Origin of the sequence: Robertmurraya phoenicis (genome assembly GCF_047302285.1) — a bacterium.
In the GTDB taxonomy this organism is placed as follows: Bacteria; Bacillota; Bacilli; order Bacillales; family Cytobacillaceae; genus Robertmurraya.
The window spans coordinates 580,967-607,033 of the sequence record NZ_CP154845.1 but is presented as its reverse complement, the minus strand read 5'-3'; the positions used below and the strand labels follow the sequence as shown (position 1 = coordinate 607,033).

General features: G+C 34.2%; 25 protein-coding genes. All 25 read right to left on the bottom strand.

Annotated elements, in window-relative coordinates; genetic code table 11:
• Positions 1-7: 7 nt before the first annotated feature.
• On the bottom strand, positions 8-949 hold the full coding sequence (locus AA0X71_RS02810; RefSeq protein WP_413358955.1) for an SDR family NAD(P)-dependent oxidoreductase: 942 nt from the start codon (positions 947-949) through the stop codon (positions 8-10).
• 17 nt (positions 950-966) lie between these two features.
• Positions 967-2,013 carry a pseudaminic acid synthase gene (gene pseI / locus AA0X71_RS02805; protein ID WP_413358953.1) on the bottom strand — a complete coding sequence of 349 codons (1,047 nt, stop codon included), beginning with the start codon at positions 2,011-2,013 and terminating at the stop codon, positions 967-969.
• Positions 2,003-3,046 carry a UDP-2,4-diacetamido-2,4,6-trideoxy-beta-L-altropyranose hydrolase gene (pseG, locus tag AA0X71_RS02800; protein ID WP_413358951.1) on the bottom strand — a complete coding sequence of 348 codons (1,044 nt, stop codon included), beginning with the start codon at positions 3,044-3,046 and terminating at the stop codon, positions 2,003-2,005. Before pseG ends, pseI begins: the two co-directional genes overlap by 11 nt.
• A 2-nt stretch (positions 3,047-3,048) precedes the next feature.
• A complete protein-coding gene (locus AA0X71_RS02795) occupies positions 3,049-3,780 on the bottom strand; it encodes a cytidylyltransferase domain-containing protein (protein WP_413358949.1) in 732 nt (243 codons plus the stop codon).
• Positions 3,781-3,792: 12 nt separating this feature from the next.
• Positions 3,793-4,755, bottom strand: a complete 963-nt coding sequence (locus tag AA0X71_RS02790) for an ATP-grasp domain-containing protein (protein ID WP_413358947.1) — start codon at positions 4,753-4,755, stop codon at positions 3,793-3,795.
• Between the two features lie 31 nt (positions 4,756-4,786).
• A complete protein-coding gene (tagD, locus tag AA0X71_RS02785) occupies positions 4,787-5,182 on the bottom strand; it encodes a glycerol-3-phosphate cytidylyltransferase (RefSeq protein WP_413358945.1) in 396 nt (131 codons plus the stop codon).
• Positions 5,183-5,194: 12 nt separating this feature from the next.
• A complete protein-coding gene (locus AA0X71_RS02780; protein WP_413358943.1) occupies positions 5,195-5,866 on the bottom strand; it encodes an HAD family hydrolase in 672 nt (223 codons plus the stop codon).
• 31 nt (positions 5,867-5,897) lie between these two features.
• On the bottom strand, positions 5,898-7,025 hold the full coding sequence (locus AA0X71_RS02775; RefSeq protein ID WP_413358941.1) for a glycosyltransferase: 1,128 nt from the start codon (positions 7,023-7,025) through the stop codon (positions 5,898-5,900).
• 25 nt (positions 7,026-7,050) lie between these two features.
• A complete protein-coding gene (locus AA0X71_RS02770) occupies positions 7,051-8,421 on the bottom strand; it encodes a CDP-glycerol glycerophosphotransferase family protein (RefSeq protein WP_413358939.1) in 1,371 nt (456 codons plus the stop codon).
• 21 nt (positions 8,422-8,442) lie between these two features.
• The gene (locus AA0X71_RS02765; protein WP_413358937.1) at positions 8,443-9,915 is read right to left on the bottom strand and encodes a hypothetical protein; all 1,473 of its coding nucleotides are present in this window, start codon (positions 9,913-9,915) and stop codon (positions 8,443-8,445) included.
• The gene (locus tag AA0X71_RS02760) at positions 9,908-11,311 is read right to left on the bottom strand and encodes a CDP-glycerol glycerophosphotransferase family protein (protein WP_413358935.1); all 1,404 of its coding nucleotides are present in this window, start codon (positions 11,309-11,311) and stop codon (positions 9,908-9,910) included. The genes AA0X71_RS02765 and AA0X71_RS02760 overlap by 8 nt, the downstream gene beginning before the upstream one ends.
• A 59-nt stretch (positions 11,312-11,370) precedes the next feature.
• A complete protein-coding gene (locus tag AA0X71_RS02755; protein ID WP_413358933.1) occupies positions 11,371-12,405 on the bottom strand; it encodes a TylF/MycF/NovP-related O-methyltransferase in 1,035 nt (344 codons plus the stop codon).
• A gap of 21 nt (positions 12,406-12,426) precedes the next feature.
• Positions 12,427-15,441: a motility associated factor glycosyltransferase family protein gene (locus AA0X71_RS02750; RefSeq protein WP_413358930.1), complete on the bottom strand. Its 3,015-nt coding sequence runs from the start codon at positions 15,439-15,441 to the stop codon at positions 12,427-12,429.
• Between the two features lie 32 nt (positions 15,442-15,473).
• Positions 15,474-16,487: an SDR family NAD(P)-dependent oxidoreductase gene (locus tag AA0X71_RS02745; RefSeq protein WP_413358928.1), complete on the bottom strand. Its 1,014-nt coding sequence runs from the start codon at positions 16,485-16,487 to the stop codon at positions 15,474-15,476.
• Positions 16,488-16,512: 25 nt separating this feature from the next.
• Positions 16,513-17,100 (bottom strand): hypothetical protein, encoded by a 588-nt coding sequence (locus AA0X71_RS02740; protein ID WP_413358925.1) that lies wholly within the window; start codon positions 17,098-17,100, stop codon positions 16,513-16,515.
• A 198-nt stretch (positions 17,101-17,298) separates the two neighbouring features.
• Complete coding sequence (locus AA0X71_RS02735) at positions 17,299-18,291, bottom strand: flagellin (RefSeq protein WP_413358922.1); 993 nt, start codon at positions 18,289-18,291, stop codon at positions 17,299-17,301.
• Between the two features lie 155 nt (positions 18,292-18,446).
• Complete coding sequence (gene csrA / locus AA0X71_RS02730) at positions 18,447-18,677, bottom strand: carbon storage regulator CsrA (protein WP_413358919.1); 231 nt, start codon at positions 18,675-18,677, stop codon at positions 18,447-18,449.
• Between the two features lie 3 nt (positions 18,678-18,680).
• Positions 18,681-19,130 carry a flagellar assembly protein FliW gene (gene fliW / locus AA0X71_RS02725; RefSeq protein WP_413358917.1) on the bottom strand — a complete coding sequence of 150 codons (450 nt, stop codon included), beginning with the start codon at positions 19,128-19,130 and terminating at the stop codon, positions 18,681-18,683.
• 14 nt (positions 19,131-19,144) lie between these two features.
• Entirely contained in the window at positions 19,145-19,726 is a 582-nt protein-coding gene (locus AA0X71_RS02720) for a DUF6470 family protein (protein ID WP_413358915.1), read from the bottom strand.
• A gap of 104 nt (positions 19,727-19,830) precedes the next feature.
• Complete coding sequence (gene flgL / locus AA0X71_RS02715; protein WP_413358913.1) at positions 19,831-21,036, bottom strand: flagellar hook-associated protein FlgL; 1,206 nt, start codon at positions 21,034-21,036, stop codon at positions 19,831-19,833.
• Between the two features lie 15 nt (positions 21,037-21,051).
• Complete coding sequence (gene flgK / locus AA0X71_RS02710) at positions 21,052-23,025, bottom strand: flagellar hook-associated protein FlgK (RefSeq protein WP_413358910.1); 1,974 nt, start codon at positions 23,023-23,025, stop codon at positions 21,052-21,054.
• Positions 23,026-23,040: 15 nt separating this feature from the next.
• Positions 23,041-23,535 (bottom strand): flagellar protein FlgN, encoded by a 495-nt coding sequence (locus AA0X71_RS02705; RefSeq protein WP_413362449.1) that lies wholly within the window; start codon positions 23,533-23,535, stop codon positions 23,041-23,043.
• A 63-nt stretch (positions 23,536-23,598) separates the two neighbouring features.
• Complete coding sequence (flgM, locus tag AA0X71_RS02700) at positions 23,599-23,853, bottom strand: flagellar biosynthesis anti-sigma factor FlgM (RefSeq protein WP_413358907.1); 255 nt, start codon at positions 23,851-23,853, stop codon at positions 23,599-23,601.
• A gap of 133 nt (positions 23,854-23,986) precedes the next feature.
• On the bottom strand, positions 23,987-24,424 hold the full coding sequence (locus AA0X71_RS02695) for a YaaR family protein (protein WP_413358904.1): 438 nt from the start codon (positions 24,422-24,424) through the stop codon (positions 23,987-23,989).
• A gap of 211 nt (positions 24,425-24,635) precedes the next feature.
• On the bottom strand, positions 24,636-26,066 hold the full coding sequence (locus AA0X71_RS02690; RefSeq protein WP_413358902.1) for a flagellin: 1,431 nt from the start codon (positions 26,064-26,066) through the stop codon (positions 24,636-24,638).
• Position 26,067 lies beyond the last annotated feature (1 nt).

Sequence of the window (26,067 nt, the reverse complement as noted above, 5' to 3'; positions counted from 1 at the left end):
GGTCACCTTAAATTAGGTGACTCGTTTTAATCCATTCTTCAGTTCGATGTATTCCCTCTTCAAGACTCACTTTCGGCTTCCAACCTATAAGCTTATCGGCCTTGTCATAATTACATAACAGCTTTTGGATTTCACTTTGCGGGTGAATATGCTCGACATGTTCGATTCTCGATGAATCTCCCACGATTAATTTAGCTAAGTCATTTACCGAAATATCTTTCCCAAGTCCTGCATTAACAATTTCTCCATTCACCTGGTCGGAATATCCGACTTGGACAACAAAGTCCGCACAGTCATCCACAAAAAGAAGGTCTCTTGTTTGTGTCCCTTCCCCATAAATGCTTAACTGCTCACCAGCAAGCTTCTTCTTGATAAAAATTGCGACAACGCCACCTTCACCATCAGTTTTTTGAAACGGTCCATATGTATTAAAAGGGCGTATGACAACAGTTGGGAGTCCATATGCATGATAGTAGGATAAGACCATATTTTCTGCAGCAATTTTTGAACCTGCATATGGAGAAGCAGGTTTGATAGGATGCTTTTCCGTTATCCCTGTTTCTTCTAGACAACGATCATAGACCATGCATGTACTCATAAAGACAACCTTAACATTGTGTTTACGGCATTGTTCGAGAATATAAAAAGTACCTAGAGTATCATTATTAAAGGTTGTCCTTGGATCATCTATTGAATCTTGGACATTGATAGAGGCTCCCAGGTGATAGCAAATATCAAAAGGTATCCTTTCAAAAATCTTTTCTAGTAGTCCCTCATCCTTAATATCCCCGATGATGAACTCCTCAAGCTTATTCTTAAATTCTTCAATATTGTCTTCTCTGCCATTTGATAAGTCATCTAGTATCCAAACTTTATGTCCATCAGACAGAAGCCTCTTGGCAACGGCACGTCCAATAAAGCCCGCTCCTCCGGTAAGTAACACATTCATTTTAGTCCCACCTTACTTTATACAATGTCCCACGATAATGGGGTTCCTTTTTTTATGTCTATTTTGGCTACCTTCCCTAATACATTTTTTAAATGTTTAGGCGCCAGGCCAAATCCTGGTCGAATCGCACGAATATTTTCTTTCGTTAATGTTTCCCCAACCTGTATATCCTTCACAACGTACAATGAACGGCGGTCTTTTAAAGATGGTTCCTCTGCTTTTGTTGGACCATAGTAAATTTTACCGAGACTCTGCCATGCTTTTTCCGTCTCTTCGACTAGTGCTTTCATTTCGGCAGGCTCCATAGAGAATGCAGCATCTGTTCCACCTTCTTCACGTGAAGTCGTAAAATGCTTTTCAATTACAGTGGCACCTAGCACGACACTTGCCACTCCGACTCCTATTCCCATCGTATGGTCAGACAGCCCAACCTCGCACTGAAATAATTCTCTCATATGTGGAAGCGTGTTAAGATTAGAGTTCTCAGGTGAAGCTGGATATGTACTTGTACATTTTAAAAGAATAATATCATTGCATCCTGCATTTCGTGCAGCCCGAATGGAGTTATCTAGCTCAGCCACCGTCGCCATTCCAGTAGATATGATAAGTGGCTTTCCAGTAGAAGCTGCCTTCTCGATAAGTGGAATATCTGTATTTTCAAAGGAAGCAATTTTATAACATGGTACATTTAGCTCTTCAAGAAAATCAACAGCCGTCTCATCAAAAGGAGAACTAAAAGCAATGAGCCCAAGCTCATGACACCTTTGAAATATTGGCTCATGCCACTCCCAAGGTGTATAAGCTTCTTTATATAGATCATAATAGGATGTTCCCTTCCACAGACTATCCGGATTATCTATATAAAATTCACCTTCATTTATATCAAGGGTCATGGTATCTGCCGTATATGTTTGAAGCTTTAATGCATCCACCCCGGACTTCGCCGCTTCTTCTACAATTTGCAAAGCTTTTTCTAAAGATTGATTATGGTTTCCAGACATTTCTGCTATGATAAAAGGCTTTTGTTCAGGGCCAATTAAACGGCCGCCAATATTAATTGTCATCTGTTACCTCCAAAATTGCTTTTACAACAGGGTGTATTTCATGCTTACGATTTGATTGCATGAGTAATTTTGATTTTATTGAAAGCTCCCTTAACTTTTCAGGAAACTCGATTGCTCTCTTTATTATATCGACAAGATTCTGCTGTTTTACACCTTCATGCCACCCAAGATTCCATATAGCCCCGTACTTGGCTGTTGCGATAGTAGATTCTTTTTGATTTTCAGCGACAATGGTTACGATCGAAGGTAAACCTAGATAACAGCGTTCCCACATGGTCACACCACCAGCCCCTAATGACAAATCAGACTCTCTCATTAAATCTGCTAGGTAATCGATTTGTTCATAATAATGATAGCACTTATCTAAGCATATACTCTTTATCAAATCCTTCTGAGAGTTTGATAAACCGACGACCACATGTACTTGGATGTTATCACGTAATAACTCATCAAGTGCATGTAGAGCATTTACGGTTTCACCAGTAGGATCAGCGCCGCCGTAAAAAACTAAAATATTACTTACTTGAAGAGTTTGCCGAACTCTATTTTCTTTATAAAACTCAGGTCGAAGAAGTAAATATGGTGGTCCCAATAATTTTTCACATCGCTGTGGTACTAGATGATCGTATCTGCTTTCAAAATTCTCTTGGTAATTCTGGTCTAATAGTAGATCACAATCATGCCTGCGATTCGCTAAATCATCAATCACCATTAGTTTAACGGATGGTAGTTCTTCTTTTACGGTCTTTTCCCAATAGATATCTATTTGATAATGATCAACGACGAGTAAATCAAATTCTTTATCTTTCATAGCGATTGCTGTACGCATTGCATCCTGTTCAATTTCCCCACTAATTACGATTACCTCAAAACCGAAAGACTTTACGTAATCAATCATATTCCCCTCTAATTCAGCACAAACAAAAGTAACCCTGGCCCCATTCTCCTTCAAGAAGTTAGCCAAGGTAAGACAGCGCATAATATGTCCTGTTCCTATTGTAGATGAGGCGTCTACTCGAAAAACAATTTTCATAGCTACACAACCGGTTTCTGCTCAATATGGGCATTAATTTGGGCAATATCAGGGTTATCTAAAAGAAAACGTACAACATCCTCTGAAGGTACTAACACATCTCCTTCAAAGTGATTCGCAATCTGTTTACAGAGCTCGTAATCTTCTTGGGTGTCTAGGGTTATTCTTAGGTTAGGATGATGAAGTGCTACAGGAATATGAAAGAGCGACCTCTTAAATTCACTCAAATGCTTGGATTCCTTGGCATAATACGTCACATGTTCCCTATGCCTATCCTCTTTTCCATGCTGATACATATATTCTAAAGCCTTAGATGAAACCATCTCAACGATAAGACCTCTAGGTAATTCTCCATGAAAATCCATAATATCAGAAGGTGAAGATTCCATACTCTCAATAATTTTTTCAGCCAAATGGTAGTCAACAAAAGGGCAGTCTGCTGTTACTCTAATGACATAGTCAGGGTTGTATAGCTTTGAACAATCGTAGTAACGAGAGAGAACATCATCTTCAGAACCTCTGTAGCATTCCACACTATTCTGATCGCACCATTGTTCGACTGGATCATCCTGTTGCAGGGTGGAAGTAGCTACGATTACCTCTGTAACTCCATGTGTTTGGCGGCAGCGTGATACTACGTAATCCAGCACTACAGAATTACCTAGTGACATTAGAACTTTCCCCGGCAACCTTGAAGAACCCATTCTAGCTTGGATTACCATAATTGTTTCCATTAAATCACCTTTTTAAAAGATATAGTCTTGTGGATGACGTACCAAAGTTAGTTCTTTTTCACTTCTATTAAATGGGTAGTCAGCCAAATTTTCACCCATTGATTCTAGGAAGAACCAATAAAAACTATCTAGTCCCGCAGCCACACTTAAAGTCGATGCACCACCGAAACGGGGGTTGCATTCGATGATGTGAAAGTTACCCTCTTTATCTAAAATAACTTGGAAGATTACATGACCATATAGTTTTAATTTTTCTGCAACATCAGAACATAATCTCTCTAGCTTAGGCATATTTTTTACTGTAGTAACTTGAGATTCTCCGTTGACTACCTTAACCCTATCCCTACAGATAACACCTTTAACCCTTCCATTTAAATCTATATACATGTCTATACTAAACTCAGTTCCTTCTATCATTGGTTGATATATAGGTTCATTTAAGGTCTTTGCGTGCTTCATTGCTTTGCCATAGGGAAGATTTATACCCATCGAGGCTGAGCCAGAACCGTATCTCTCTTTAACAACATAGCTTGAAGAAGGATTGTTCTCGTCTAATGTTAAAGTAGTTTGAACTACTGGTAATCCTAACTTCTGTAAAAATGTATAAAAATTATATTTATCAAGACAAATTTCAATACTAGAAAGTTTGGAGACCATAACATGTATATCAAACCCTTTTAAGAATTCCTTGTATGTTGAAAAATACGATAATTCCCCATCTCTAGTAGGAATAATATAACGAACATCATTGTTCTGACAAAATGAAACCAGTTCATTAATGTCCAAGAGATCTATTCTTGGCATTTGCCAAAACTCGTCTACAAAATACTTACCAATATTTGAATCATCAATGTCTGCACCATAAAATTTCATTTGAGGAGCTATTTTTAAAACAGATTCTTTGACAGATTTGATAAGGGGAATTTTTTGAGAAATACTCGTGATCAATAAACCGGAAGACGTTTTTAAATTCATTATTTAACCCTACCTATTGTTAAATGAGTCATCACTTTGTAATCATATTTAAATCACTCTTAATTTTAGATGTTGATATCTCCGGAGTTCTGCTTAAATACTCAACTTCACAATACTCCCTTAAGTAGTCAAAATTCCCTCTCCAGTCATCCCCCATAACAAACAGATTAACCTTATAATCTTGAATATTTGTTATTTTTTGGTCCCAATCATTTTCAGGAATTACCAGATCCACGAAACGTATCGATTCTACCAGCTTTCTTCTTTCCTTATATGAAAAATAACTTTCTTTCCCTTTTTGACGATTAAACTCATCTGTAGACAGACCAACAATTAAGTAATCCCCCAAGTCTTTTGCACGTTGTAAGATGTTTATATGACCGTAATGTAACAAGTCAAAAGTACCGTAAGTTATTACTCTTTTCATAATTTCCCCACCTTATTTATCCTCAATAAGCTCCAACAGTGAATAAATTACTCTATCTGCCTCGTAATCCTTAGACAATTTAACATTCATATGGTCTCCAACATCTCGTATTATCCGAACTGTTCCCATACCTAATTTTCGTGCGGTAATAAAATCCTTGTTTGGATTATCACCAATGTATACACACTGTTCAGCACGTAAACCCAGTTTCTTAATTGTTTTCTTATATGGTAATTCATGTGGTTTACAATATTCTTCACCAAGATCCCCTGTTACAACAATATAATCAAACCATTCTTCTAATCTCAAAGCTTTTATTTTTGACCACTGCATGTGAGAGTTTCCATCTGTTATGATAGATATATTTTTGTTCTTTTCTTTTAGTGTAGAGATAATCTTTAGTGCGTCTTCATACAACTGAATCTTTGGTACATGATTTCTATAAATATCGACTAAGTATGAAATATCCGTTTCAATATTAATTTTTTTGCAAACCTCATCAAAAACCTGTCCTCTACCACTATTTTTCCAAACATCCAATAGCATATGATAGACTTCAGAAAAACTGTAATTTGATTGAGAACATAATTCAGTTGCTACTGCTTTAAAACCTGATTTTACATAATCATGTTCACAATATAGTGTATCATCAAGATCAAAAATATAAGCCTTAAAATCAATCATGGTATTTTTCCTTTTTTTACAAAAATTTTTGTCAGGTATAGTTAGTTAAAGTTTTTCTTAATTCTCTCCAAGTTAATTTACATTTTTGAAACGCAGAATTAAGTTGTACTTTATTAAAACTGGCATCCATATAATTACTTCTTAGACATAAAGCACGTTCAAATAATTCTGCTGCTTCAACAAGAAAACCATTAATAGCAAGTATGCACCCTAAATTATTATAGGTCTCAGCCATATTTTCATCATAGGTAAGCGCCATTCTATAAAGTTGCTCTGCTTTTTCCAGTTGATTCATAGCATACATGCAATTTCCAGAGTAAAAATAGACAAGTGGGTTTTTGTTTTTTTGAGTAATTAACTCAGATAAGGTTTCAATAGATTCATCATAACATTCGATTTTCATAAAGATTTTTGCCAACAACAATGACTTATCTTCAAATGAAAATGTGCTTTTATTTACTATTTCCTTAATATTTGCTATACCTATACTTTTTACAATCTTCATTTCTGCTTGAACTTGCTTTTCATGTCCATTAGTTAAATTATCTTCATGTCGGCGATAAATATATAAAGATTCAGGTAAGTATCCAAAACGAAATTTTCTAGCTAATTGAATTGTTAAGTCGTAATCCTCTGCATGAACCAACTTTTCATTGTACTTTATTTCTTGTAAACACTCTCTTTTCAACATTATCGCTGGAGGTAATGGGAGTATCTGCCTAAACAGAAGTTGAGCAAAGAAATCTTCTTTATTATCATAAAGACCCTCAGTTCTTAAGACATTAATAGGCTTTAGGTCTTTATTGACTACTTGTGCATCACAATAAACAATTTGGATCTCAGGGTGATTTTCCAAAAATCTCACTTGTTCATACAATTTATTAGGCCTATATATATCGTCAGCATCTATAAACGCAATATACTCTCCCTTTGCTAAAGAAATGCCTTTATTTCTAGCCGCAGAAGGTCCTTGATTACTTTGATAATGATAATGAATTCTATCACTATTATACTCTTGAATAATGGATCCTGTTTGATCGATAGAGCCGTCATCAATCACAATTAATTCCCAATCGATATAACTCTGGTTAATCACACTTTCAATAGAATGACGAATGTACTTATCGCTATTATAGACAGGTAGAACAATACTTATCATTTTAATACTCCTAAACATACTGACCTTAATTCAGAATATTTCCTATGAATCTCCATACACGTCTTGAGGACTGATTATCACGATATCTATGCATAATATTTGATATTTGCTTTCTTGCTCTAGTAAAATTATCATTCTTAAAAACTCTGTGGATGCATTCTTGTAGTTGCTCAGGGCTTCTACATTTTTCCCCTGGTGCCCAAAAATCAAATGGTTCTAATAATAGACCACGCTCGTTTACGTATTCGTCATAATCAGGAGTATAAAAAATTATTGGTCTATCTAAAAGTAAATAATCAAAATAGACAGATGAATAATCGGTGATTAACACATCTGCAGCCCCTAGTATCTCATAAAGATCAAGTTTTTCCCCAGCTAGTTGTTTTTCCTTAACAAAAAATATGTTGCTTAACTCTATAACTTCTCTTTCCTCTTGTGGATGAGGTTTTGTGATTAAAATAATATTATTTTTTTTCAGAAAAGCATTTAGCCTCATCAAATTCTCATCTTCAAAAAGATCATTTTCAGAAGTTAAAAAACCATTCTTTTCACCATATATCGTACCTCGAAAAGTTGGTAAATAAAATAGTATTCTTTTTCCACCAAATTCCCGTTTAAAAAGTCTATTTAAATTTTCCTTACAGACATATTGATTAAACAACATATCATTTCTTGGCATACCAAGTACTTCATACTTATTTCCGTCAATTCCATAGCATGCATTTAATAGCGTACTATATGTTTGAGAAGATGAAATAATATGATCAAACTTTGACCAAGCAAGATGGTTTGCTTCAGTATTTTGATTCTCGTAGTGACTCATATATGATAATCCTTTTAACGGTATACCATGCCATAATTGAATGTTGATTTGATTATCATTACATCTAAAATCATGGGTTGTTAATATCACTTCACTTGTTAGAATATCGAAATAATAATTATGAGATTTTTGACTCTTATCAATTGTTACTATCTCAATTTTTCTCTCTATTTCAGGATCTCTGTTTTTTGATAAAGCTAATGTATTTGAACCAGAATTATTTTCAATAAGTAAACAGACTTTACCTTGGATAATTTCAAAAGTACTAAACTCTGAATAATCGTAATATTTTATAAAATAATTCTCAGAAATCAACTCAAAAACCCCGAACTTCATAACTCCATAATCTGTTAGTTGTTTTACAATTTCAACATCATACAAACTACTTATTATGATTTGACTATCTTTTATTGACTTCAAGACTTCTATACCGAATACTTCCTTGTCTAGAAAAAGAGAGCCCTGTTTATTCGGGTCATTGTCAATAAACCCGACAATTTCAAATTGCTTTTTCAATTGCTTAAAGGCAAGTTCTCCCAATTTGGATGCACCGAATAAGATTATTTTTTTCATCATATCACCGGTATCTAATAATTATTGAATCATTTTTAAAATCTCATCTTCATTCCTTCTGAGATCCGTAATGTAGATATCATTTTTTAGAATTATTTCCTTAAGTTCAATCTCATCATCTAAGAACTTTTTTAATTGATTATAATTTTCCAATGCTATACCATTTCCATTTTTGATTACTTGATCAATAATGTTTCCACTTAGAATATTAGTAACAACAAAAGTTCCAGCTGCAAAACTTTCATAATAAGTGTATGAGTATGTCTCTGGCCATACAGACCATAGCAATGAAATATCAATATTATATTCTCTTAATTTATTCGTCATTGCTCGTTCCCCATCTTTAATGAAAGAAACATCAATATAATTAACCTCATCTAATATTTCATCACTGGCTCCAAAACAGTAAAATTCATATCTCCCCTTATAATCTTCGACTAGTTGTTTAAACACTTCCCAACCTTTATGTTTATGTTTATAACCAACATAAGCAATTCTGATTGGCTTATTTACAAATTGAGAAGACTTATAAACCTTTGAGAATTTTTGATGTGAAATAACCTTTATTCTATCATCTGTCAAATTAAAAGATTTCTGTATTATTTCTTTTGTGCTTTCAGAAGGTGCTATTAATTGTATTTTTTTATTTAAAAATAGAGTTTCATGGAATTCAAATATCTTGGTTTTGTACTGAAAACTTTCACAAGTAAAACATTTGCTCCACTCTTTTTCATAACTTTCACAGAAGTATTCATTGTTATACATTAATTTGATGTTACTACATATGCAAGAAAAATCATGAATGTAGTATAAAATATTCTGAGTATCTATTTTTTCAATTAGATACTCTATTGTTTTTAAATCCATGCTTGCTATACTATGAATAACAATGGCTTTAACTTTTTTTAATTCTCTTATAAAATCTTTTATGCTATATAGCCCTATTTCTTCCCCTTCTATAACCACCGATATAAATATCCCCGAGTAACCTTTGATGTTATAATCTCTCCAAAAAATATGGATGCATTGATTGTTCTTCTTTCTAAATACTTCTACTTGTTGAGTTAAGAAATTACTTAGACCATTCGTTATTTTGGTATAGTTATTCCTCGAAATAGTTAAAATTATTTCTTTCTCGGAGTCTTCTCCGCCTAGTATCTTTTTATTATCTTTATCAAGGAAAATACTAATTCTTAATAATTCCTCTCCACTTACTGTATAAAAATCTCCGAATCTTTCAATATTTTCACATATTTCCTTATAAAAGCTTGAAAATATAACTATCAGTATATTTTCTGGATTCTCCTTAAGTAGAATCTCCGGGCTTTCGATTTTTATTCCTTTTAATAAAGAGCCCACCTTTGATACATCACTGTCTATGAGATACTCCATATTGATATTTAATTTACCTGACGTTTCATGAAAATATCCGCTTGTACCCCAGCCAATTACTTTTTTATAATTTTTTTCCAAGTAATTCTTGAAATTATTCACCAGCTGTTTTTACCTCCTGACTTCCTTCCTTATAAATGGATAAAATTAAATCCCAGACTCTTTCTGATGAATTAAAATCATCATATTTATGAATCATTTTTTTAATCTTACTTCTCTCAGCAGAGTACCAATTAATCTTATCTAAGAATTTATTTATGGCTTTTATTACCCCTTCTACATTCTTAACAATTGGACCAGGCATCATGGTTTCAGGATGATCAAATAAAAATCCTCTTTCCCTTTCGTATTTATCTTGATCCTTAGTCCAAAATATTATAGGTCTATTTAGTAATAAGTAATCAAAATAAACGGAAGAATAGTCTGTAATTAAAAGGTCACTTCCACCTAGAATTTCATAAAAATCAATATTATGCTCCGAAAGATCATTATCAGTCATGAAAAGGATATTTTTGAAAATATTCTCCTTAAATCCCTCCTCCTCTACAGGGTGTTTTTTTATTACTAAAAAGCTATTACTTTCTTGCAAAAAATTATCAAGTATTTCAAATTCATGATAATCCGAAATAACACTAACACCTTCATTTACATTTTTATTTATTCTTTTCCTAAAAGTTGGGACATAAAAAAAGACTTTCTTAGTATCTATTTCTCTATTTAATATTGAGGAAAGTAAATTTCTCGAATTTTCATTAATTAATAAATCGTTTCTTGGCATTCCAGTATTAATAAATTTACTTATATCAATTTTATATACACTGGACATTATATAAGAATATAAATGAGAGTACGATAGAATGTAGTCTATTCCTTTATCAGCATTTTCTATATTGTCTACACTATTCTTCTCATGGACACCTAGTGATTTCAGGGGAAAACCATGCCAAGATTCTATATTGATCCTATTTTTATACATTCTACCTTCCATATGCGTAGAAAATGCAATTTCATATTCTTCCCAGTTTTTTTTATATTCTTCTAAGTTTACCAACGAGACATCAAATTCCTGTTGAATAGTGTTTCTAAGATTCTTGTATAACGCTAAAGAGTTACAACCAGAATTTCTTCTAGTGATTAACGAAATTTTTCTACTCTTATTTTCCCCAAGTATGATACTTCTTACTTCTTTATCTATCTTTGTCTGTTCTTTGTATTTTTTTTGCCAATTTACATTATCAAAGTACGGTACTATCTTATCCCTTTTTATTCCAATTTCTAATAAACCTTCTATTATTTCAAAAGTATACATACTACATATTAGAATACAATCATAATTAATTTCATGAAGAAGCTTCGGTGCAATAACTTTATGGCCATACCAGGGAGTTCCCCACTTATCCTTATTGTTATCAGTGACAGCTATTATATCGACAGTTCCATTTATTTGTTTCTTTATATTTTCTGCGGTACTTCCGGTTCCAAATAAAACAATTTTCATATGTGTACACTCCGATTAGATATATAAGTTCTATTGTTCTCAGTTTCTTTATTATTGAGTTATTTTATTATTATGGCACTTCCAAAATAATCACTGATCGGAACTATATTAACTCCCTTTAAATCACAAAATGCCTTTACAGCTTTTTTAACTCCACTATACTTACTATAGTTGTAATCATGGATTAAGATATATCCCCCTTTTGAGAGCCTCTCATAAAAATAGTTTAATCCGTCCAATGTAGGTTTATATAGATCTACATCAATGCTAACAAATGAATATTTTTCATTATCAAGCCCGCTAGTAGTATCAGGGAAATACCCCTTTCTTATAACTAGGTTTTCTTCTCTTTGTATTTTATTTTTAACGAACTCAAAACTTGTATCCCCAAATCCACCCACGCTTGCATTTGAAAAATCTAACTCTCTCTCAAGCAGAATATCTTTTACATCAAAACCCTCAAATGTATCAAATAAATACAATTTCCTATCAGGAAACAGATCACTTATAAGTAGTGAAAAATCCCCTTTATAAACCCCTAACTCTGCCACAGCACCAGGTATATTGTTTTCAATTATTTCTCTGGATAACAATTCGAGGGTTGAAGCTCTAACAAAATCCAATCCACCTACACATCTATCTGGATAATCATAGAGTTTCAAATTTCTATCTATATCAAAGACATACATATCACTAACTGCGAAATTCTTAAAATAAATGCCTAAATATTCTTTTTTTATGATCTTTTTATATAGGTTGTTTTCTAAAGTAATCTCTCTTACAAGATGTTTAGATGTCTTTTCATTTCTATGAGGTTTTAGTATTTTTACAATTTTATTTCTCGAAACTCCTAGTTCTATTAATTGTTCCATTATTTCTTTGTAAAACATACTAGCAATTATAATATAATCGTATTCAAGATTATAAATATAACTTGGCTTATAAATCATTTTTCCATAAATTATATTCCCTTGTTTTATTTCATCATTATCTATAAAACCAATGATATCTACTTTAATAGAATCAATTATATTTAGTGCTTTTGTTGCTCCATCTCCAGTACCGAATATCAATGCCCTAACTTTTTCGTACATAGATAATCAAGTCTCCCTTGGTTAGTTAAATTCAATTTCTCCAATAGCTAAATAATCAAGATCTCCATTGTTTTCAAAAATAACAATTCTATATATTATATATTCTTCTTCATTTTGAAAAAGAAAATATTTCTTTACCTTATCTTCCCAAGTAGATATCCCTGTCCTTTTATCTAGCTCAATCCATTTTTGACCATTCCAACCTTCAACAATCCAATATTTCGGCATTCTTTTGGTTGTATCATAGTCTTTATGTTTCTCTTGATTTACCATTGTATAGCTATTTAATGTAACAGGATTGGGAAATTCATAACTAATCCAACCATTAGTTACTCCCTTTTCAGTTGCCCATGCATTAGTTATACCTTTAAATTTTTTATTAAAAGCTTTAAATCCTGACCAGTTGTAATTTCCGCTACTATAACTGCTACTACTAATTATTTGACCATTTGGTAAAGAGTTTGATTCCATAATAGGAACTTGATTCAAAACAAGTTCATTGTTTTGTTTATATTTAATTTTAGTTATTCCTAGATTATGTTTAGTAACATACTTTGAAATTTCGTTACCATCCACCCATACTTTAATCAAATAAAAATCACCAAAATCATTAGATGATTGAAGTGGGATAAGTGGTTTGGTTTCTTCACCTATATTTCTAACTTTTGCATTTCCGTCTACTATTTCATCACTAAGATTCACTCGAATTCGTTCTCCAACTTTAAGCTTATCAAACTCTAATACTTCATCCTTATGCATTAAGCGCCCGTTTACGTCAAGCTCGATCCCTTGAAATACAAAAGCTCTCTCATCTAGATTCGTGATTTCAACCTCATGAACCCCATTGGAAAATCCTCTCTTTTCAAAAAGGACTTGTTCAAAATCCATTACAAATGACTCTTCAAGTAATGAGTCCTTAGCTGAAAACGATTGAGTATAACCATCAATTTTAATTCTTATTTTTGAGGAATGATTTCCGTGCTTTCCACCAATGACTCTTAAAAAGGAACCATTAAATTTGAATTTTATAGCTGCGTTCTTTTCATTGGTTTTAAGATAGTTTCCAACTACTTCATCCTTTAATTTCTTTTTAACTATCTTAATTTGTTCCTTAATCCACCCACCAGAATAATGAAATTCACCAGAAGTTGACTCGTACCTTTTTAACTGATTTAAACTTTCTTTAGCGCTAATTTGTTTGTGAATCACACTCTTCATAATTGGAGCAAATTCATTATTGGTTTTCGTACAATCATCTAAATAAACTTTAAAGAAATGACTAATTTGTACTGACTTTTTTATAGGATCTTCTATGTGTTTAATTCTGTTAATACTCTTTTCTAAAAGTTCAAATTGAACTCGAGTTATTGGTTTTATGATTACCCTAAAGAAGTCATTTTCCAGCAATTTAATAATCTCATTGTCTAATTTTGTAAAAACCTTCTGTATTCTATCAACTTTATTTCGTCGAGATAACTCATCCAATTCGCTTAGTATAAGATATATTTCCTTACACACTTTAATGAAACTCGACAATGAAACATTCATTGTTTCTACTACTTCAACTGGATTGTTAGTCTTAATTTCTCCATCAACGGAAAAAGCTGACTCCTCAACCACTCTATTTTTTAGCATGTTTGTAGTGACTATCTCGAGTGGCAGAAATTGAGCTCCCTCAATATTTGCTCCACCCTTAGTGGTATTGATAAATTCTATTTGCTTATTTTTTTCAATGTACTGCTCCATAAGATATCTCATTTGGTTAAACGCAGAGTTTGATTTTATCTGATTTCCGTACACATCAACAACTTCAACTAAATCATCTAGATCTTTCTTTTGGAGTTCAGCACTTTTATTTTTTCCACGATTTATTTCTTTGGAGTAAAATAGATTATCCTTAAATGCTAGGTTTTGACCAACTAATATAATCGATCTTACTTCTAATTTTGAAAGTATATCTATGGTTATAATTGCAATTGAATAAGCGTCATTGATTACATTATCTTTGTTTATATTTGTAAGATAATATGGAGACACAGTATCCTGAGAAGTTATAAAATGAAACTTAGGTCCAGGATATCTTTGGATAGTCTCATACCCAACACTTGTACCATATATCATTGGTACAGTTGTAATACCTTTTTCCTCAAAGGCTCTGAATACTGCAAAGTTATGCTCCTGAGGGTCAAATGTACAAACTGCATCTGGCAAAATGCCATTCGCTAAAAGTGCCTTGTTTGCAGATCCAACCGAAAATATATATGCTAGCCCATTTTCCTTGATATACCTTAAATTTTCATACTCATCCTGTAGGGACGGTCCCGCTGAAACGATCAATACAGGTTTGTCCTTAAAGTACTGTTTCTTTTCTTCAATAAAATTCGGAGTACTTAAAGTCGTTGGGAGATTCATTAATGCATTTAATGTCCATCTTTTTGCAAAATGGTAATCAACTCCAAGATTATATACCCTTGCTTCAATAGCATTCCTAAAATTCTTAGCAAAACCCTCAAATTGGTCAGCAAAAATTTTCTCATAGCTAGGTAACGGAATTAAAAGCACTTCACTAAAAATAGTTGAAGCAAAATCATTTAACTGTTCCTCTACACGAGTTTCCATATCTTCTAAATATATTTTTTTCAAGTTATTCAAGTTTATATTTAAAAAAGAACGATATGAAAGAAGCTGTTTAAACATCAAGATGCTCGGTTCATAAATGGAAAAGGCTGTATTTGGAAACAGCTTAGCAAATAATTCAATATGATAAGCTAACCCTGCTCCATAGAATAATACATGCGTATTCTCATTAATTTGATTCGAATAATTTTGGATGATTCTTTCTGCTTCTTTTATAGGATCATACTTGCTGTGAATATACATGGTATGTCGTTCAGTAACTGCCTTAATCGTTGGTACATGACTTTTCGTTTCTTCGACAATTACTTCAAGTTGAGCATTTTCCATATTAGCATTTTCTAACATTCTCACAGTTCCGGGATATCGCGCTTTAAGATGATTTAAATTATCTTTATACATACAAATTCACCCCATTAATTCCGTACAAAATACTACAATAATCCTTCATCTAATATCCATTTTCTTAACGTTTCTTTTTCAATCACATCTTCGTTAAAGGGGGATGGAGATTCTCCACTATGTTTCTTTAACTTATTGTATTCCCGTCCTTTTCCACCAAATGGAGGAAGCAATACAAAAAGTTCCTCTGTTTCTAATGCAAATTTTGCTTCATCATCTGTCATTAACTGCTCGTACATTTTTTCCCCTGGACGCAATCCAATTTCATTCATACGAATTGACTCATCTAGTTCATTTGCATCAGAAATTTCCTCTATTAATACCTCAGCTAAATCCTTTAGCTTAATGACCGGCATTTTCAAAACAAATACTTCGCCGCCAATAGCCATATCATTCGCCTTTAAAATCAGGGAAATAGCTTGAGAGGGTGTCATCATATATCTCAACATATCCATATCCGTTACAGAAACCATTTTTTTCGTCAAGATTTGCTTTTTAAACAAAGGAATCACAGACCCTCTTGAACCCATAACGTTTCCAAATCTTACTGAACTGAAAATAGTTTCTTTTGGACCCTTTTGAAATTCAGTTGCTGAAATCAATCTTTCTGCGGTTAATTTTGTAGCACCATAGGTATTTGTTGGAGCTATTGCTTTATCAGTACTAGTAAATAGTACCTTTTTTACTTTTACCTCCAGAGCTGCCTGAATTACATTTTGAGTGCCTAATACATTTGTTTGCACTGCTTCAAATGGATTATATTCACATGCTGGTACATGCTTCATTGCAGCTAGATGAAAGACAAAGTCTATATCCTCCATTGCTCTAGCCACTCTTTTTTCATCTCGTACATCACCAATCAGAAAACGAATATTATTGAACTCATTCAACTCTTGCTGCATTTCAAACTGCTTATATTCATCTCTACTGAAAATTCGAATTACACTAGGATTGTGTAAAAGTAATTCTCTTGTTAAATGTTGCCCTATCGTTCCAGTTCCACCAATAATCAAGATTTTCTTATTTGTATACATACTTTTTTTCATTATAGTAGCCTCTACTTTAAATAGTTTATTTTGTTTCAAAATTATTTTCAGTTTCAGCATTAATAATTCGAAATTGTGGTAAGATCTCGTATTGAATGATATCTGCTATTAAAGTTGCATCTCTGTTTTCCAGTGCCTCTAGTAAATTGGGTAATTCCACATCAAAGGTGGCAACACTTTTTAGAAATTCTCCCCAGCCAGAAATAGTATGTGCAGTTGAGTCAATAGTTTTTATCGTTTGATAAATCCAGCCAATTCCTTCTAGTAAAAGCTTTAAAGTCTCCCAACTATCCTCAGTTGGCTTTTGATAAAATTCTTCAATGACTTTTTCAACTTCTGGAATACCACGTCTTGTGTACTCATTTAAAGAAACTAATAAGTTTGAAACAAATTCATCCACTGTACTCACTTCTAATTTAATCTCTTTAACCTCTTCAATATGCTCTAATATATAATCTGCGTGTTCTTTATAAATTTCTTGCCCATCTATAACTAAATGGCTAAAAAAGAGATTTTCAATATGCAGTGTTTCATTAACTATCTCAATTAAATCATTAGTACCTTTTTCACTATTTTCAAATGTATATTCTTTATCAAGCGTTAATAATTTCATTGCAATTCCTCCGTCTTTTAGATATTTATTATATCGACATTTTTCTACAAATGTTAAGATAGCGTATTAGGGAATTGTTGGGACTGGTTGATATCGTGTATAATAACGGAATTTATGTTACTTGATGTACTCCTAAATATAAATACACGAAAAAGGAGGCCCTAGATAATCTAGAGCCTCCTTTATTATTAGCTAATTTTAACCTAATAATTGAAGTACTGATTGAGGTTTTTGGTTTGCTTGAGCAAGCATTGCTTGAGAAGCTTGTCCTAAAATGTTTGCACGAGTCATTTCCATTACCTCTTTAGCCATATCAACATCACGAATACGAGATTCAGCTGCAGATAGGTTCTCAGAAGAGTTATTTAAGTTAGAGATAGTGTGCTCTAAACGGTTTTGGTAAGCACCAAGGTTAGAACGTTGTGCAGAAACTGTTTCAATTGCGTTGTTGATAACTTCAATTGCTGCAGTAGCATCAGCATTGTTTTGTACAGATAATGCTGATCCTCCATTTGCACTTGTTGTGTTGCTAGTTCCATTGGTAACACCCGATCCACTGAACTTAGCACCAGCTACAGTAGTGTTGTCTGTTAAAGCTTCAACAGAAGCACCTTCTGTATTAGTACCTTGAACAACTGTTGCAGCTTGTCCAGATGCACCCTCGATACCAAGAGCTTTTGCATTCATATTGTAAATTTCAATTTGCATGCTTTGTCCATTATTAGCGCCAATTTGGAAAGTAGCTTGGAACTTAGCTCCAGTTGTTCCAGTCGTACCACCACTCAATAATTTTTGAGTGTTGAATTCAGTTGTATTGGAAATACGGTTAATTTCAGATGTTAACTGGTTGATTTCTTTTTGAATCTCGTTACGGTCAACAGTTACGTTAGTATCGTTCGCTGCTTGAGTAGCAAGTTCACGCATACGTTGTAAGATGTTGTGAGTTTCTTGTAAAGCACCTTCAGCTGTTTGAATCATTGAAATACCGTCTTGAGCGTTACGGCTAGCTTGGTCTAAACCACGTACTTGAGCACGCATTTTTTCAGAGATTGCTAGACCTGCAGCATCGTCACCAGCACGGTTGATACGAAGACCTGAAGATAATTTTTCCATTGCTTTTGAACCAGCATTGTTGTTAACGCCCATTTGACGGTAAGTGTTCATTGCTGAAACGTTAGTGTTGATAATCATGAGTAATTTCCTCCTTGAAATATGTTATTATCCCACATCCATGTGGTTTTGTATTTGCAGTACAATCATTCAGTCGGCCGCCCGAATGATTGTACTGCTTACAAACGTAATATCGACAAGATTTTTAAATTATTTAGAGGTAATCTGATATTTTTTTATTTATTTTTCAGTTGATACGAAAATTTTGTCAAAATATCCATTGTCGTATCTAACGCTTGATTATTTTCTTCTTGAATCGCTAGATATACTTCCTTGCGGTGAATTTCCACGTTCTTTGGTGCGTTAATGCCAACTTTGATTTGTTCACCATCGACAGATAGAATTTTGATTTCGATATCATCACCTATTTGAATCGCTTGGTTTAGTTTTCTTGTAAGTACGAGCATCGTTTAGCCCTCCTTACCCGTAGATGTGACATTCTGAAATAATGGATGTTTCGTTTTATATGTACTATCACTAAGAATAACTTGTTTCCCAAGCTTCTTCTTATTATTGATGACAATCGGCCCTTGTAAGTTAGCGGTCGTTTTTTGGAAAGGTTCTTGAACGGTGAGAATAACAAACGCTGCAACATCCTCAGGTTCATCAATTTCTAAAGCCTCCACTATTTGATCGGGTAGCTTTAGTTCATAGTTAGGAAAAAATTCGAATGGACTTACTACAACAAATGCCAAGCTTGGTGTTTGTATCGATTGCAAAATAAAAAATGGTCCTTCATCGACAAAAGGAAGGATATAGAATTGTTTTTCCTCAAGAAAGCTGGGAATTCCCCCGTTAAAATGAATAACTTGAGTTGATTCAATTTCAATTTCTCCATGATACTTCGATGCAATTTTCATTAACGTCACCACTTCTAAATTTTTTGGTCGAGCGTTGATCCGACTACTTTAATATTCATTACTGCCTTCTGTTTAAGATATACTTGCAGATTTCCTGGTTTGAAATTTTTTACAATGTCCTTCGGTTCGATATCGATTTGGAAATTACCACGACGAACCTTTACATCAATCGTCGATGGCTGATAATAAAATTTAACTTTTTCTGCAGAGGAAGGCATAAACCCGATATTAATTCGTTTTTGCTCTGGCTCACTATTCTGTCGGGCAATCTCCGGAATCACCGTTTTATCCCGCTCTTCAATTTTCATCAGACGGTCGCCTTCTGCTGCTACTTCTGACAAACTTTGGAGTACTTTTTGTTTTGCCTTTTCAGCCCATTCTTTCACAACACGCAAAGGATTCTTTAAATTAGCATCTGCAAAGGCTTCAGTTTGGTCAATTTCCAACTTGCTTTGTGTCTTGATGTATTCTACTTCTGGCTGAGGTTGATTCATTCTCACATCTGCCTTCGGTTGTCTTATTTCTAAGGTAGCTTGTCTTTGGTTTATTCCGATGTAGGCTGCTCTATTGTCTATTTCTAATCGTGGTAGCTGCATAGCTATTTCTCCCTTTAAAATTTATATTTCTATTTTAGCTAAACTTACTAGCAAATAAAACCGAAGAGCTATTTTCAAAAAAAAGCTACCCCCGAAGGAATAGCTTAACGTAAAAAGTCCATTAATGTTGGCTGAATGATTCTTGCACCTACTGCTAGTGATGCCCTATGAATACTTTCTTGAACAGTCAGATTAATAATCGCTTCTTCCATATCAATATCTTCATTATTAGAAACCGTATTTTGAGCAATAACTTTTTGTTCAAGTAAACGACTATCTACCATCTCTGCTCGATTCACCTGAGCCCCTAATTCTGCTCGGGTAGAAACAACTTCATTAAGATATTTATCCATAGAGTCAATCGCCTTCGTAATTTCAGCACCTGTCGTATCAGGATTAGTCAACATCTTTTTAATCGATTCTAACCCACTAAACATCTCGATTGAAAATACTTCTTGTGAGTTTACATTTATCGGTATTTTAACACCTTTCATTACTTCAATTTCCACTTTCTCAGTGTTGGTAGACACAGCATCTTTCCTTGAAACAATTAACTCATCAGACTTTAAATCTTTTGCCTTTTCAACCATAGCTCCATTAAGTTCTTTTTGTTCTTCCAACTGCACTTGTTTAATAGAGGCAGGGGTAGTGAAATGGTCGATTGACAAAGTTGCAGAAGGACCCGTTTTCTCAACCTCGTTCCCGTCAGCATCAATCGTTTTATAATTGATAGGAGGTTGGACTGAAAATGTTACGACATCACCATCAGTTGAATCATATTGATACATTTGTCCATTATAACTAATCACATAATCTTCTGCTTGATCCATATCACCGACAAATTTATTAAAATCAACATTAAACTGATTTTCTTTAATCGGAGATGTGTTTGTGTTCGTACCATTGAAAATATAATTTTCCCCAACCTTTGAGTTAGCAACAGATATAATGTGTTCTTGCAAGCTGCTAATCTCTTTTTCAATATTCTTCCTGGATTCAGTTTCATAACTATCGTTGGAAGCTTGAACTACCAATTCTCGTATTTTTTGTAAGACTTGATTTGTCTCATCTAAAGCAGAGTCGGCATTATCCATCCAGTTGAAGCCTTCATTTAAATTGCGACGAAACTGATCTACCTCAACAACTTGACTTCGATAGCGCATTCCTTTCATAGCTATGACAGGATCGTCTGAAGGCTTTGTAATTTTCTTTCCAGTCGTTAGCTGTTCCTGCAATTTGGCCAAATTATTATAATTCTGGCTAATATACTTTAAATTACTATTGGATAACATTGATTGAGTAACTCTCAAAACCATTCACCTACCTTATCTCCCACCCAAGCCTAAACCGTTGACGATTTTATCAAGTATTTCATCGACCAACGTTATATTTCTGGCAGCGGCATTATATGCTTGTTGAAATTTAATCATATTCACCATTTCTTCATCTAAGGAAACGCTACTTTCAGACATCCTTCGTTGATCAACTGCATCCTTTAGGGTAGTCGACGTATTAGTCATACGATACGCCTCTGAAGCATTGTCTCCAAGCTTCCCTATCATTCCCTGATAAAAAGATTGTACATTGGTGAGTGTTCCACCGTAGTTAATAATCGCATCCTTCACATCTGCTAAAGCAAGGGCGTTTGAACCGTTCCCTACAAATGCTTCATCACTACTTTTTTCACCTTCAGTATCAAAAGTAAAGGACCACGTATCACCTGCTTGCATTTTTGAAACAGTAGTCGTATCAAATTCAACCCCAAGTAGATTCGCATTCCGCTCGGTTGTACTATAGGTTGCTACTTCATCACTTCCAACTCCAGAGAACGTATAGTTCCAATTTTCTCCATCAAATTCAACAGAAACAGAGATTTCATCTGTAGTAGGCCACGTTCCAGAATAATCATCTGGAAGATCTGAAGGATTGTATATTCCTGTGTAAGATGGATTACCTACGGTACTTGTATCAACTTGAGCACGACTCATTGCACCAGCAAGCACATTTCCTTCGGCAGCAGCTGCAATATTTTGCACATCATTAATAATATGATTAGTTACTGAAATCAAGGATGCTGCTCCCTTAACATTTGAACCAATATTAAAGAAATTTCCATAGTCACTGTTTTGGACGCCACTTTGGATTTCGTTCAAGCTCCATCCAGAGCTATGAACAAGATTGAAATGAGTAGCAAACGTATATGCCATTTGATCTAGATCAGCAAGCATATCATTAAAGGTACCCTTCACTTCATCTCCATCTTTATATCCATATCCTTCGATAAATCCCTTTAGGGCTCCTTGAGAATTAAAAGCACTCATATCTTCAAGTAAATAACTGTACTCAACTGAATCATCAGCAGCAGTGTTGCTTTCAAGCCCAACAAAACCATTTTGATTTTCATTAAGCTGAAAGAATTTAATTTGTGTAACAGGGCTATCTTGTTCTGAACGGTTTTCGTACTGAATATGAATCCCCGTTGCAGTACCCTTTGTTGCATCCACTAATTTAATAGGCTGCCCAGATGAATCCTTTAGAACATCTCCCTGTGGCGTCGCTAGATAAATATCTAGCTTTCCTTCCGCATTAGCAGATGATAATCCACCACTGGATTTCGCATCTACTTTAATATTTACAAAGCTAGACAATTCATCTACTAATCTATCTCGTTCATCATACAAATCATTTGGTAAATATCCATGAGGCTCAACGGAACCGATTTGTTTATTAATAGAATTAATTTGCCTTAAGATAGAATTCATCCTATCTTGCGTAGTGTCAATCTCCTGGCGATAATCCTTTTGCACCGTTTTTAAGGAGTTGGAAATATAGTTAAATGTATTAGCAAGCGATATCCCACGTTCTCGAACAACCCTTCTAGCCCCATCATTTTGCGGCTGAACGGCTAGATCTTGAAGGGAATTCCAAAATTCATCCATCATCTTGGAAAGACCTGTATCAGATGGCTCATTCATTATATTTTCCATTTGACTGACCATATCTGCCTTCGATTGCCAATATCCTAGTTTACTATTTTCAGTGCGATATTGCATATCAGTAAAGCTATCACGGATTCTCGTTATGTCTCCTACTGAGACACCCGTTCCTAGTTGCCCCGAAATCTTCGGGCTATTTAAGCCAGGCGGTGGATACGGCAGTGCCGTTTGAAAGTTAACCGTTTGCCTTGTATAACCGGGAGTATTTGCATTTGATATATTATGCCCTGTTACATGCAAGGCAGACTGTTGTGCCATAAGTGCCCTTCTGGCTGTCTCTAATCCAAAAAAGGTAGAAGTCATAAGCAGTATCCTCCATTAAGCTTTTGAATCAAACATTGAATGATTCGTTTGTTTACTATTTCCATGTTCCTTTTCAGAACGATCATAATTATAGGAATCGATATCTGGTTGCAATAGTTCTAAGGATAGTTGCACAAACTGCAAGGATTGTGTCAAAAGATCCTGGTTTAACTGATTTAATTCTTTAAGTTCTTTTATTTCATTTTCAAGTTTTTCTTTTTGTTCTAATATGGTACTTTTCTCTTGAGTATCCTCGACCACTTCAATAACCTTCGAAAGTATTGGAGAATCGATCTCCATCTCTTTTTGCTCCAAAAAGAGGGTCGTATTCTGGACGAGTGTTTCTTCTGTTTTTCGAATATCTTGAATAGCCTTGTTTTCCTTTTTTAAAAGAAACTGAAGTTCAGGAGTATCTCCCTTTTTAATCATTTCTGTTTTTTGCTTAGCTAATTCCTTCAATTCCTTATGGAGATCTGTCATTTTGCTAAGGGCTGCAATGATCAATTTCACTGACAACGGGTTCACTCCTAACTGTGATACTGAAAATGATTTAGATAAGGATTATTAAAAATTCTAATCCCAAAATGAATACATTTTTTCGGCTATTACTTTCGCATTTACTTCATAATTTCCTGATTGAACTTCTTTTTTAATAGCATCGACCTTTTCTTGGCGTTCAAGTTCAATATTTCCAAGCTTTTGAAGCTTCATCGCTTCTGTTGAAATTTCAACTTTATCTTTACCTTTTGCCTTTTGAGTTGGCTCAATTTTCTCAGCTTGCTTGTTATATGGATTTACATTTATACTGCGTAAAGGATTGATTTTCATAGCATTCACCTCTTTTTTCTTACAGGTTCCGTCATTTTTTATCTTCTAACTTCTATATCGGCTACATTTTAAAAAGATAAAGTCTTTTTATTAAAATGTAATGGTCTGTTTTACACTTTTAGAGATGCACCTACTATGTATAGATGTTGATAAGCATCCCTTGAATTTCTCCTACCTGATTTAGTATATCTAATTGACTTTTTTCTTTATTTAGTACATCATTCGCTAAATCAATGAGTTTCTTGTCTACTTCTTTTACAATTTTATAAATTTTTGTACGACCACGGCGATTAAATCCTCTTTGTTCTTCAAGTTGAAGACCATTTTGAACAGCTTCTTCCATGAATTGCTTGACCATTTTTTTATATTTACGGAGATCATCGACTGAGCGATGCTCAGCAAGAGTTTTTCCTTGTTCTTCAATATCTTTTACAAGTTTGGTCAACTTTTCATAAACCGTTTCTTGTCGTCCCTTTGCCATCACTTCTTGGAAAGAAACACTCTCTGACGGAGTACTGTTTTTCATTTTTACTTTATCAAGGCCAGCTTTATTCACCTTTTGTATTTCCATAAATTAATCCGTCCTTTTAATGGTTAATAACAAGATCTTATCATAAAGGCTATATTAAACAATATTGTTGATAAAACGATATTTGAATCATTTCGTGTGAAACCAAGGTTTCACACGAAATGATTCAAAAAATCAACACTTGCTTATAACAGTGCCATCATAAAAAAGAGAGGAAAGACTGTTATAGTTAGCCTTACCCCTCTTGTGAAATTTATCCTTGTAGCAATTGAAGCACACCTTGTGGTAACTGGTTGGCTTGAGCAAGCATCGCTTGTGCAGACTGGTTAAGAATATTATTCTTCGTAAACTCTGTCATTTCAAGTGCCATATCAGCATCACGGATACGTGACTCCGCAGATGTTAAGTTTTCATGTGTCACTTGTAAATTATTGATTGTGTGTTCTAATCGATTTTGTGTTGCCCCTAGTTTCGAACGCGTGGCTGAGATTTGATTAATCGCACTTTCAAGCTTAAAAATCGCCATATTAGCTGATTCATGATCCAGTACATTAATGTCTTCAATACCTAGCTTAACAGTACTTAGTTGAGGCACATCAATATTTAGACTTTGTCCTGTATTAGCTCCAATTTGGAAAGCAAGTGCTTTATTTGTTAATTGGAATCTAGATGTTCCATCAGATACATTTACACCAAACTCCATCTCTAAACCGCCATGTTTTACGATGCCGTTTGTAGATGTGATTGTTCTTGTAAAAGTAACAGGTGTTAAAGTTGGGTCCTCATCTGAATCTGGATCACCTGGATCATCTACTCTAGAAACCGAAACATCCATCTTACCTTCGACTTGAATTTTGGCAGTGCCATTACCAGTGATAAATGAAGTATCAACCGTTACTTTTTGTCCATCCTTCGTACCAATTTCTACTTCTTTCCCATCTTCACCAATCTCTTCAGCCATTGAACCGATTGAGAATCCATCTGGGTCCAATACTTCAATGGTAGCACTGTTAGTTTCTGAATTGAAATTTGAAACAACAATCGTGTATTCGCCAAAACCAAGCTTTGCCCCGTCAGTTGGATCAATCGCAAGAACATTTGTATCGTTTACTCCTGCACCTGGTTGATTTAATTTATAAGTAGTTTCTTTATTTGCAACTGTAACCGCATATTCTCCCGTTGCTAACGATGGGTCTGTCACAACCGGTACAGTTAAAAGATTCGTTTTTGCTTGTTCACCAGTCAAAAACTGTGTATCAACCGCACTTGAACCATCAAGTAATTTACGCGTATTAAATTCTGTTTTTGAAGCGATGCTATCTATTTCTAATAATAATTGATCAATTTCCTTTTGAATGGCACCACGATCTTCTGTTGTATTCGTGTCATTTGCAGCTTGTACAGCAAGCTCACGCATACGTTGAAGCATAGAATGCACTTCAGTCATGGCTCCTTCAGCTGTTTGCATTAAAGAAATTCCATCAAGAGAGTTTCTTTCTGCTTGTTTTAAGCCACGGATTTGAGAACGCATTTTTTCTGAAATAGCTAGTCCTGCTGCATCATCAGCTGCGCGATTAATTCGGAGACCAGATGATAATCTTTCAAGGTTTTTAGACGTTGCAGATTGATTTTGATATAAATTACGATAGGCATTTAATGCTTGGATATTATTATTAATCTTCATC

Excerpts from the sequence above, each read along its gene's own strand:
- AA0X71_RS02810 (WP_413358955.1), bottom strand. The coding sequence starts at position 949 with ATGAATGTGTTACTTACCGGAGGAGCGGGCTTTATTGGACGTGCCGTT.
- pseI (WP_413358953.1), bottom strand. The coding sequence starts at position 2,013 with ATGACAATTAATATTGGCGGCCGTTTAATTGGCCCTGAACAAAAGCCT.
- pseG (WP_413358951.1), bottom strand. The coding sequence starts at position 3,046 with ATGAAAATTGTTTTTCGAGTAGACGCCTCATCTACAATAGGAACAGGA.
- AA0X71_RS02795 (WP_413358949.1), bottom strand. The coding sequence starts at position 3,780 with ATGGAAACAATTATGGTAATCCAAGCTAGAATGGGTTCTTCAAGGTTG.
- AA0X71_RS02790 (WP_413358947.1), bottom strand. The coding sequence starts at position 4,755 with ATGAATTTAAAAACGTCTTCCGGTTTATTGATCACGAGTATTTCTCAA.
- tagD (WP_413358945.1), bottom strand. The coding sequence starts at position 5,182 with ATGAAAAGAGTAATAACTTACGGTACTTTTGACTTGTTACATTACGGT.
- AA0X71_RS02780 (WP_413358943.1), bottom strand. The coding sequence starts at position 5,866 with ATGATTGATTTTAAGGCTTATATTTTTGATCTTGATGATACACTATAT.
- AA0X71_RS02775 (WP_413358941.1), bottom strand. The coding sequence starts at position 7,025 with ATGATAAGTATTGTTCTACCTGTCTATAATAGCGATAAGTACATTCGT.
- AA0X71_RS02770 (WP_413358939.1), bottom strand. The coding sequence starts at position 8,421 with ATGAAAAAAATAATCTTATTCGGTGCATCCAAATTGGGAGAACTTGCC.
- AA0X71_RS02760 (WP_413358935.1), bottom strand. The coding sequence starts at position 11,311 with ATGAAAATTGTTTTATTTGGAACCGGAAGTACCGCAGAAAATATAAAG.
- AA0X71_RS02755 (WP_413358933.1), bottom strand. The coding sequence starts at position 12,405 with ATGTACGAAAAAGTTAGGGCATTGATATTCGGTACTGGAGATGGAGCA.
- AA0X71_RS02750 (WP_413358930.1), bottom strand. The coding sequence starts at position 15,441 with ATGTATAAAGATAATTTAAATCATCTTAAAGCGCGATATCCCGGAACT.
- AA0X71_RS02745 (WP_413358928.1), bottom strand. The coding sequence starts at position 16,487 with ATGAAAAAAAGTATGTATACAAATAAGAAAATCTTGATTATTGGTGGA.
- AA0X71_RS02740 (WP_413358925.1), bottom strand. The coding sequence starts at position 17,100 with ATGAAATTATTAACGCTTGATAAAGAATATACATTTGAAAATAGTGAA.
- AA0X71_RS02735 (WP_413358922.1), bottom strand. The coding sequence starts at position 18,291 with ATGATTATCAACACTAACGTTTCAGCAATGAACACTTACCGTCAAATG.
- csrA (WP_413358919.1), bottom strand. The coding sequence starts at position 18,677 with ATGCTCGTACTTACAAGAAAACTAAACCAAGCGATTCAAATAGGTGAT.
- fliW (WP_413358917.1), bottom strand. The coding sequence starts at position 19,130 with ATGAAAATTGCATCGAAGTATCATGGAGAAATTGAAATTGAATCAACT.
- AA0X71_RS02720 (WP_413358915.1), bottom strand. The coding sequence starts at position 19,726 with ATGCAGCTACCACGATTAGAAATAGACAATAGAGCAGCCTACATCGGA.
- flgK (WP_413358910.1), bottom strand. The coding sequence starts at position 23,025 with ATGACTTCTACCTTTTTTGGATTAGAGACAGCCAGAAGGGCACTTATG.
- flgM (WP_413358907.1), bottom strand. The coding sequence starts at position 23,853 with ATGAAAATCAATCCTTTACGCAGTATAAATGTAAATCCATATAACAAG.
- AA0X71_RS02695 (WP_413358904.1), bottom strand. The coding sequence starts at position 24,424 with ATGGAAATACAAAAGGTGAATAAAGCTGGCCTTGATAAAGTAAAAATG.
- AA0X71_RS02690 (WP_413358902.1), bottom strand. The coding sequence starts at position 26,066 with ATGAAGATTAATAATAATATCCAAGCATTAAATGCCTATCGTAATTTA.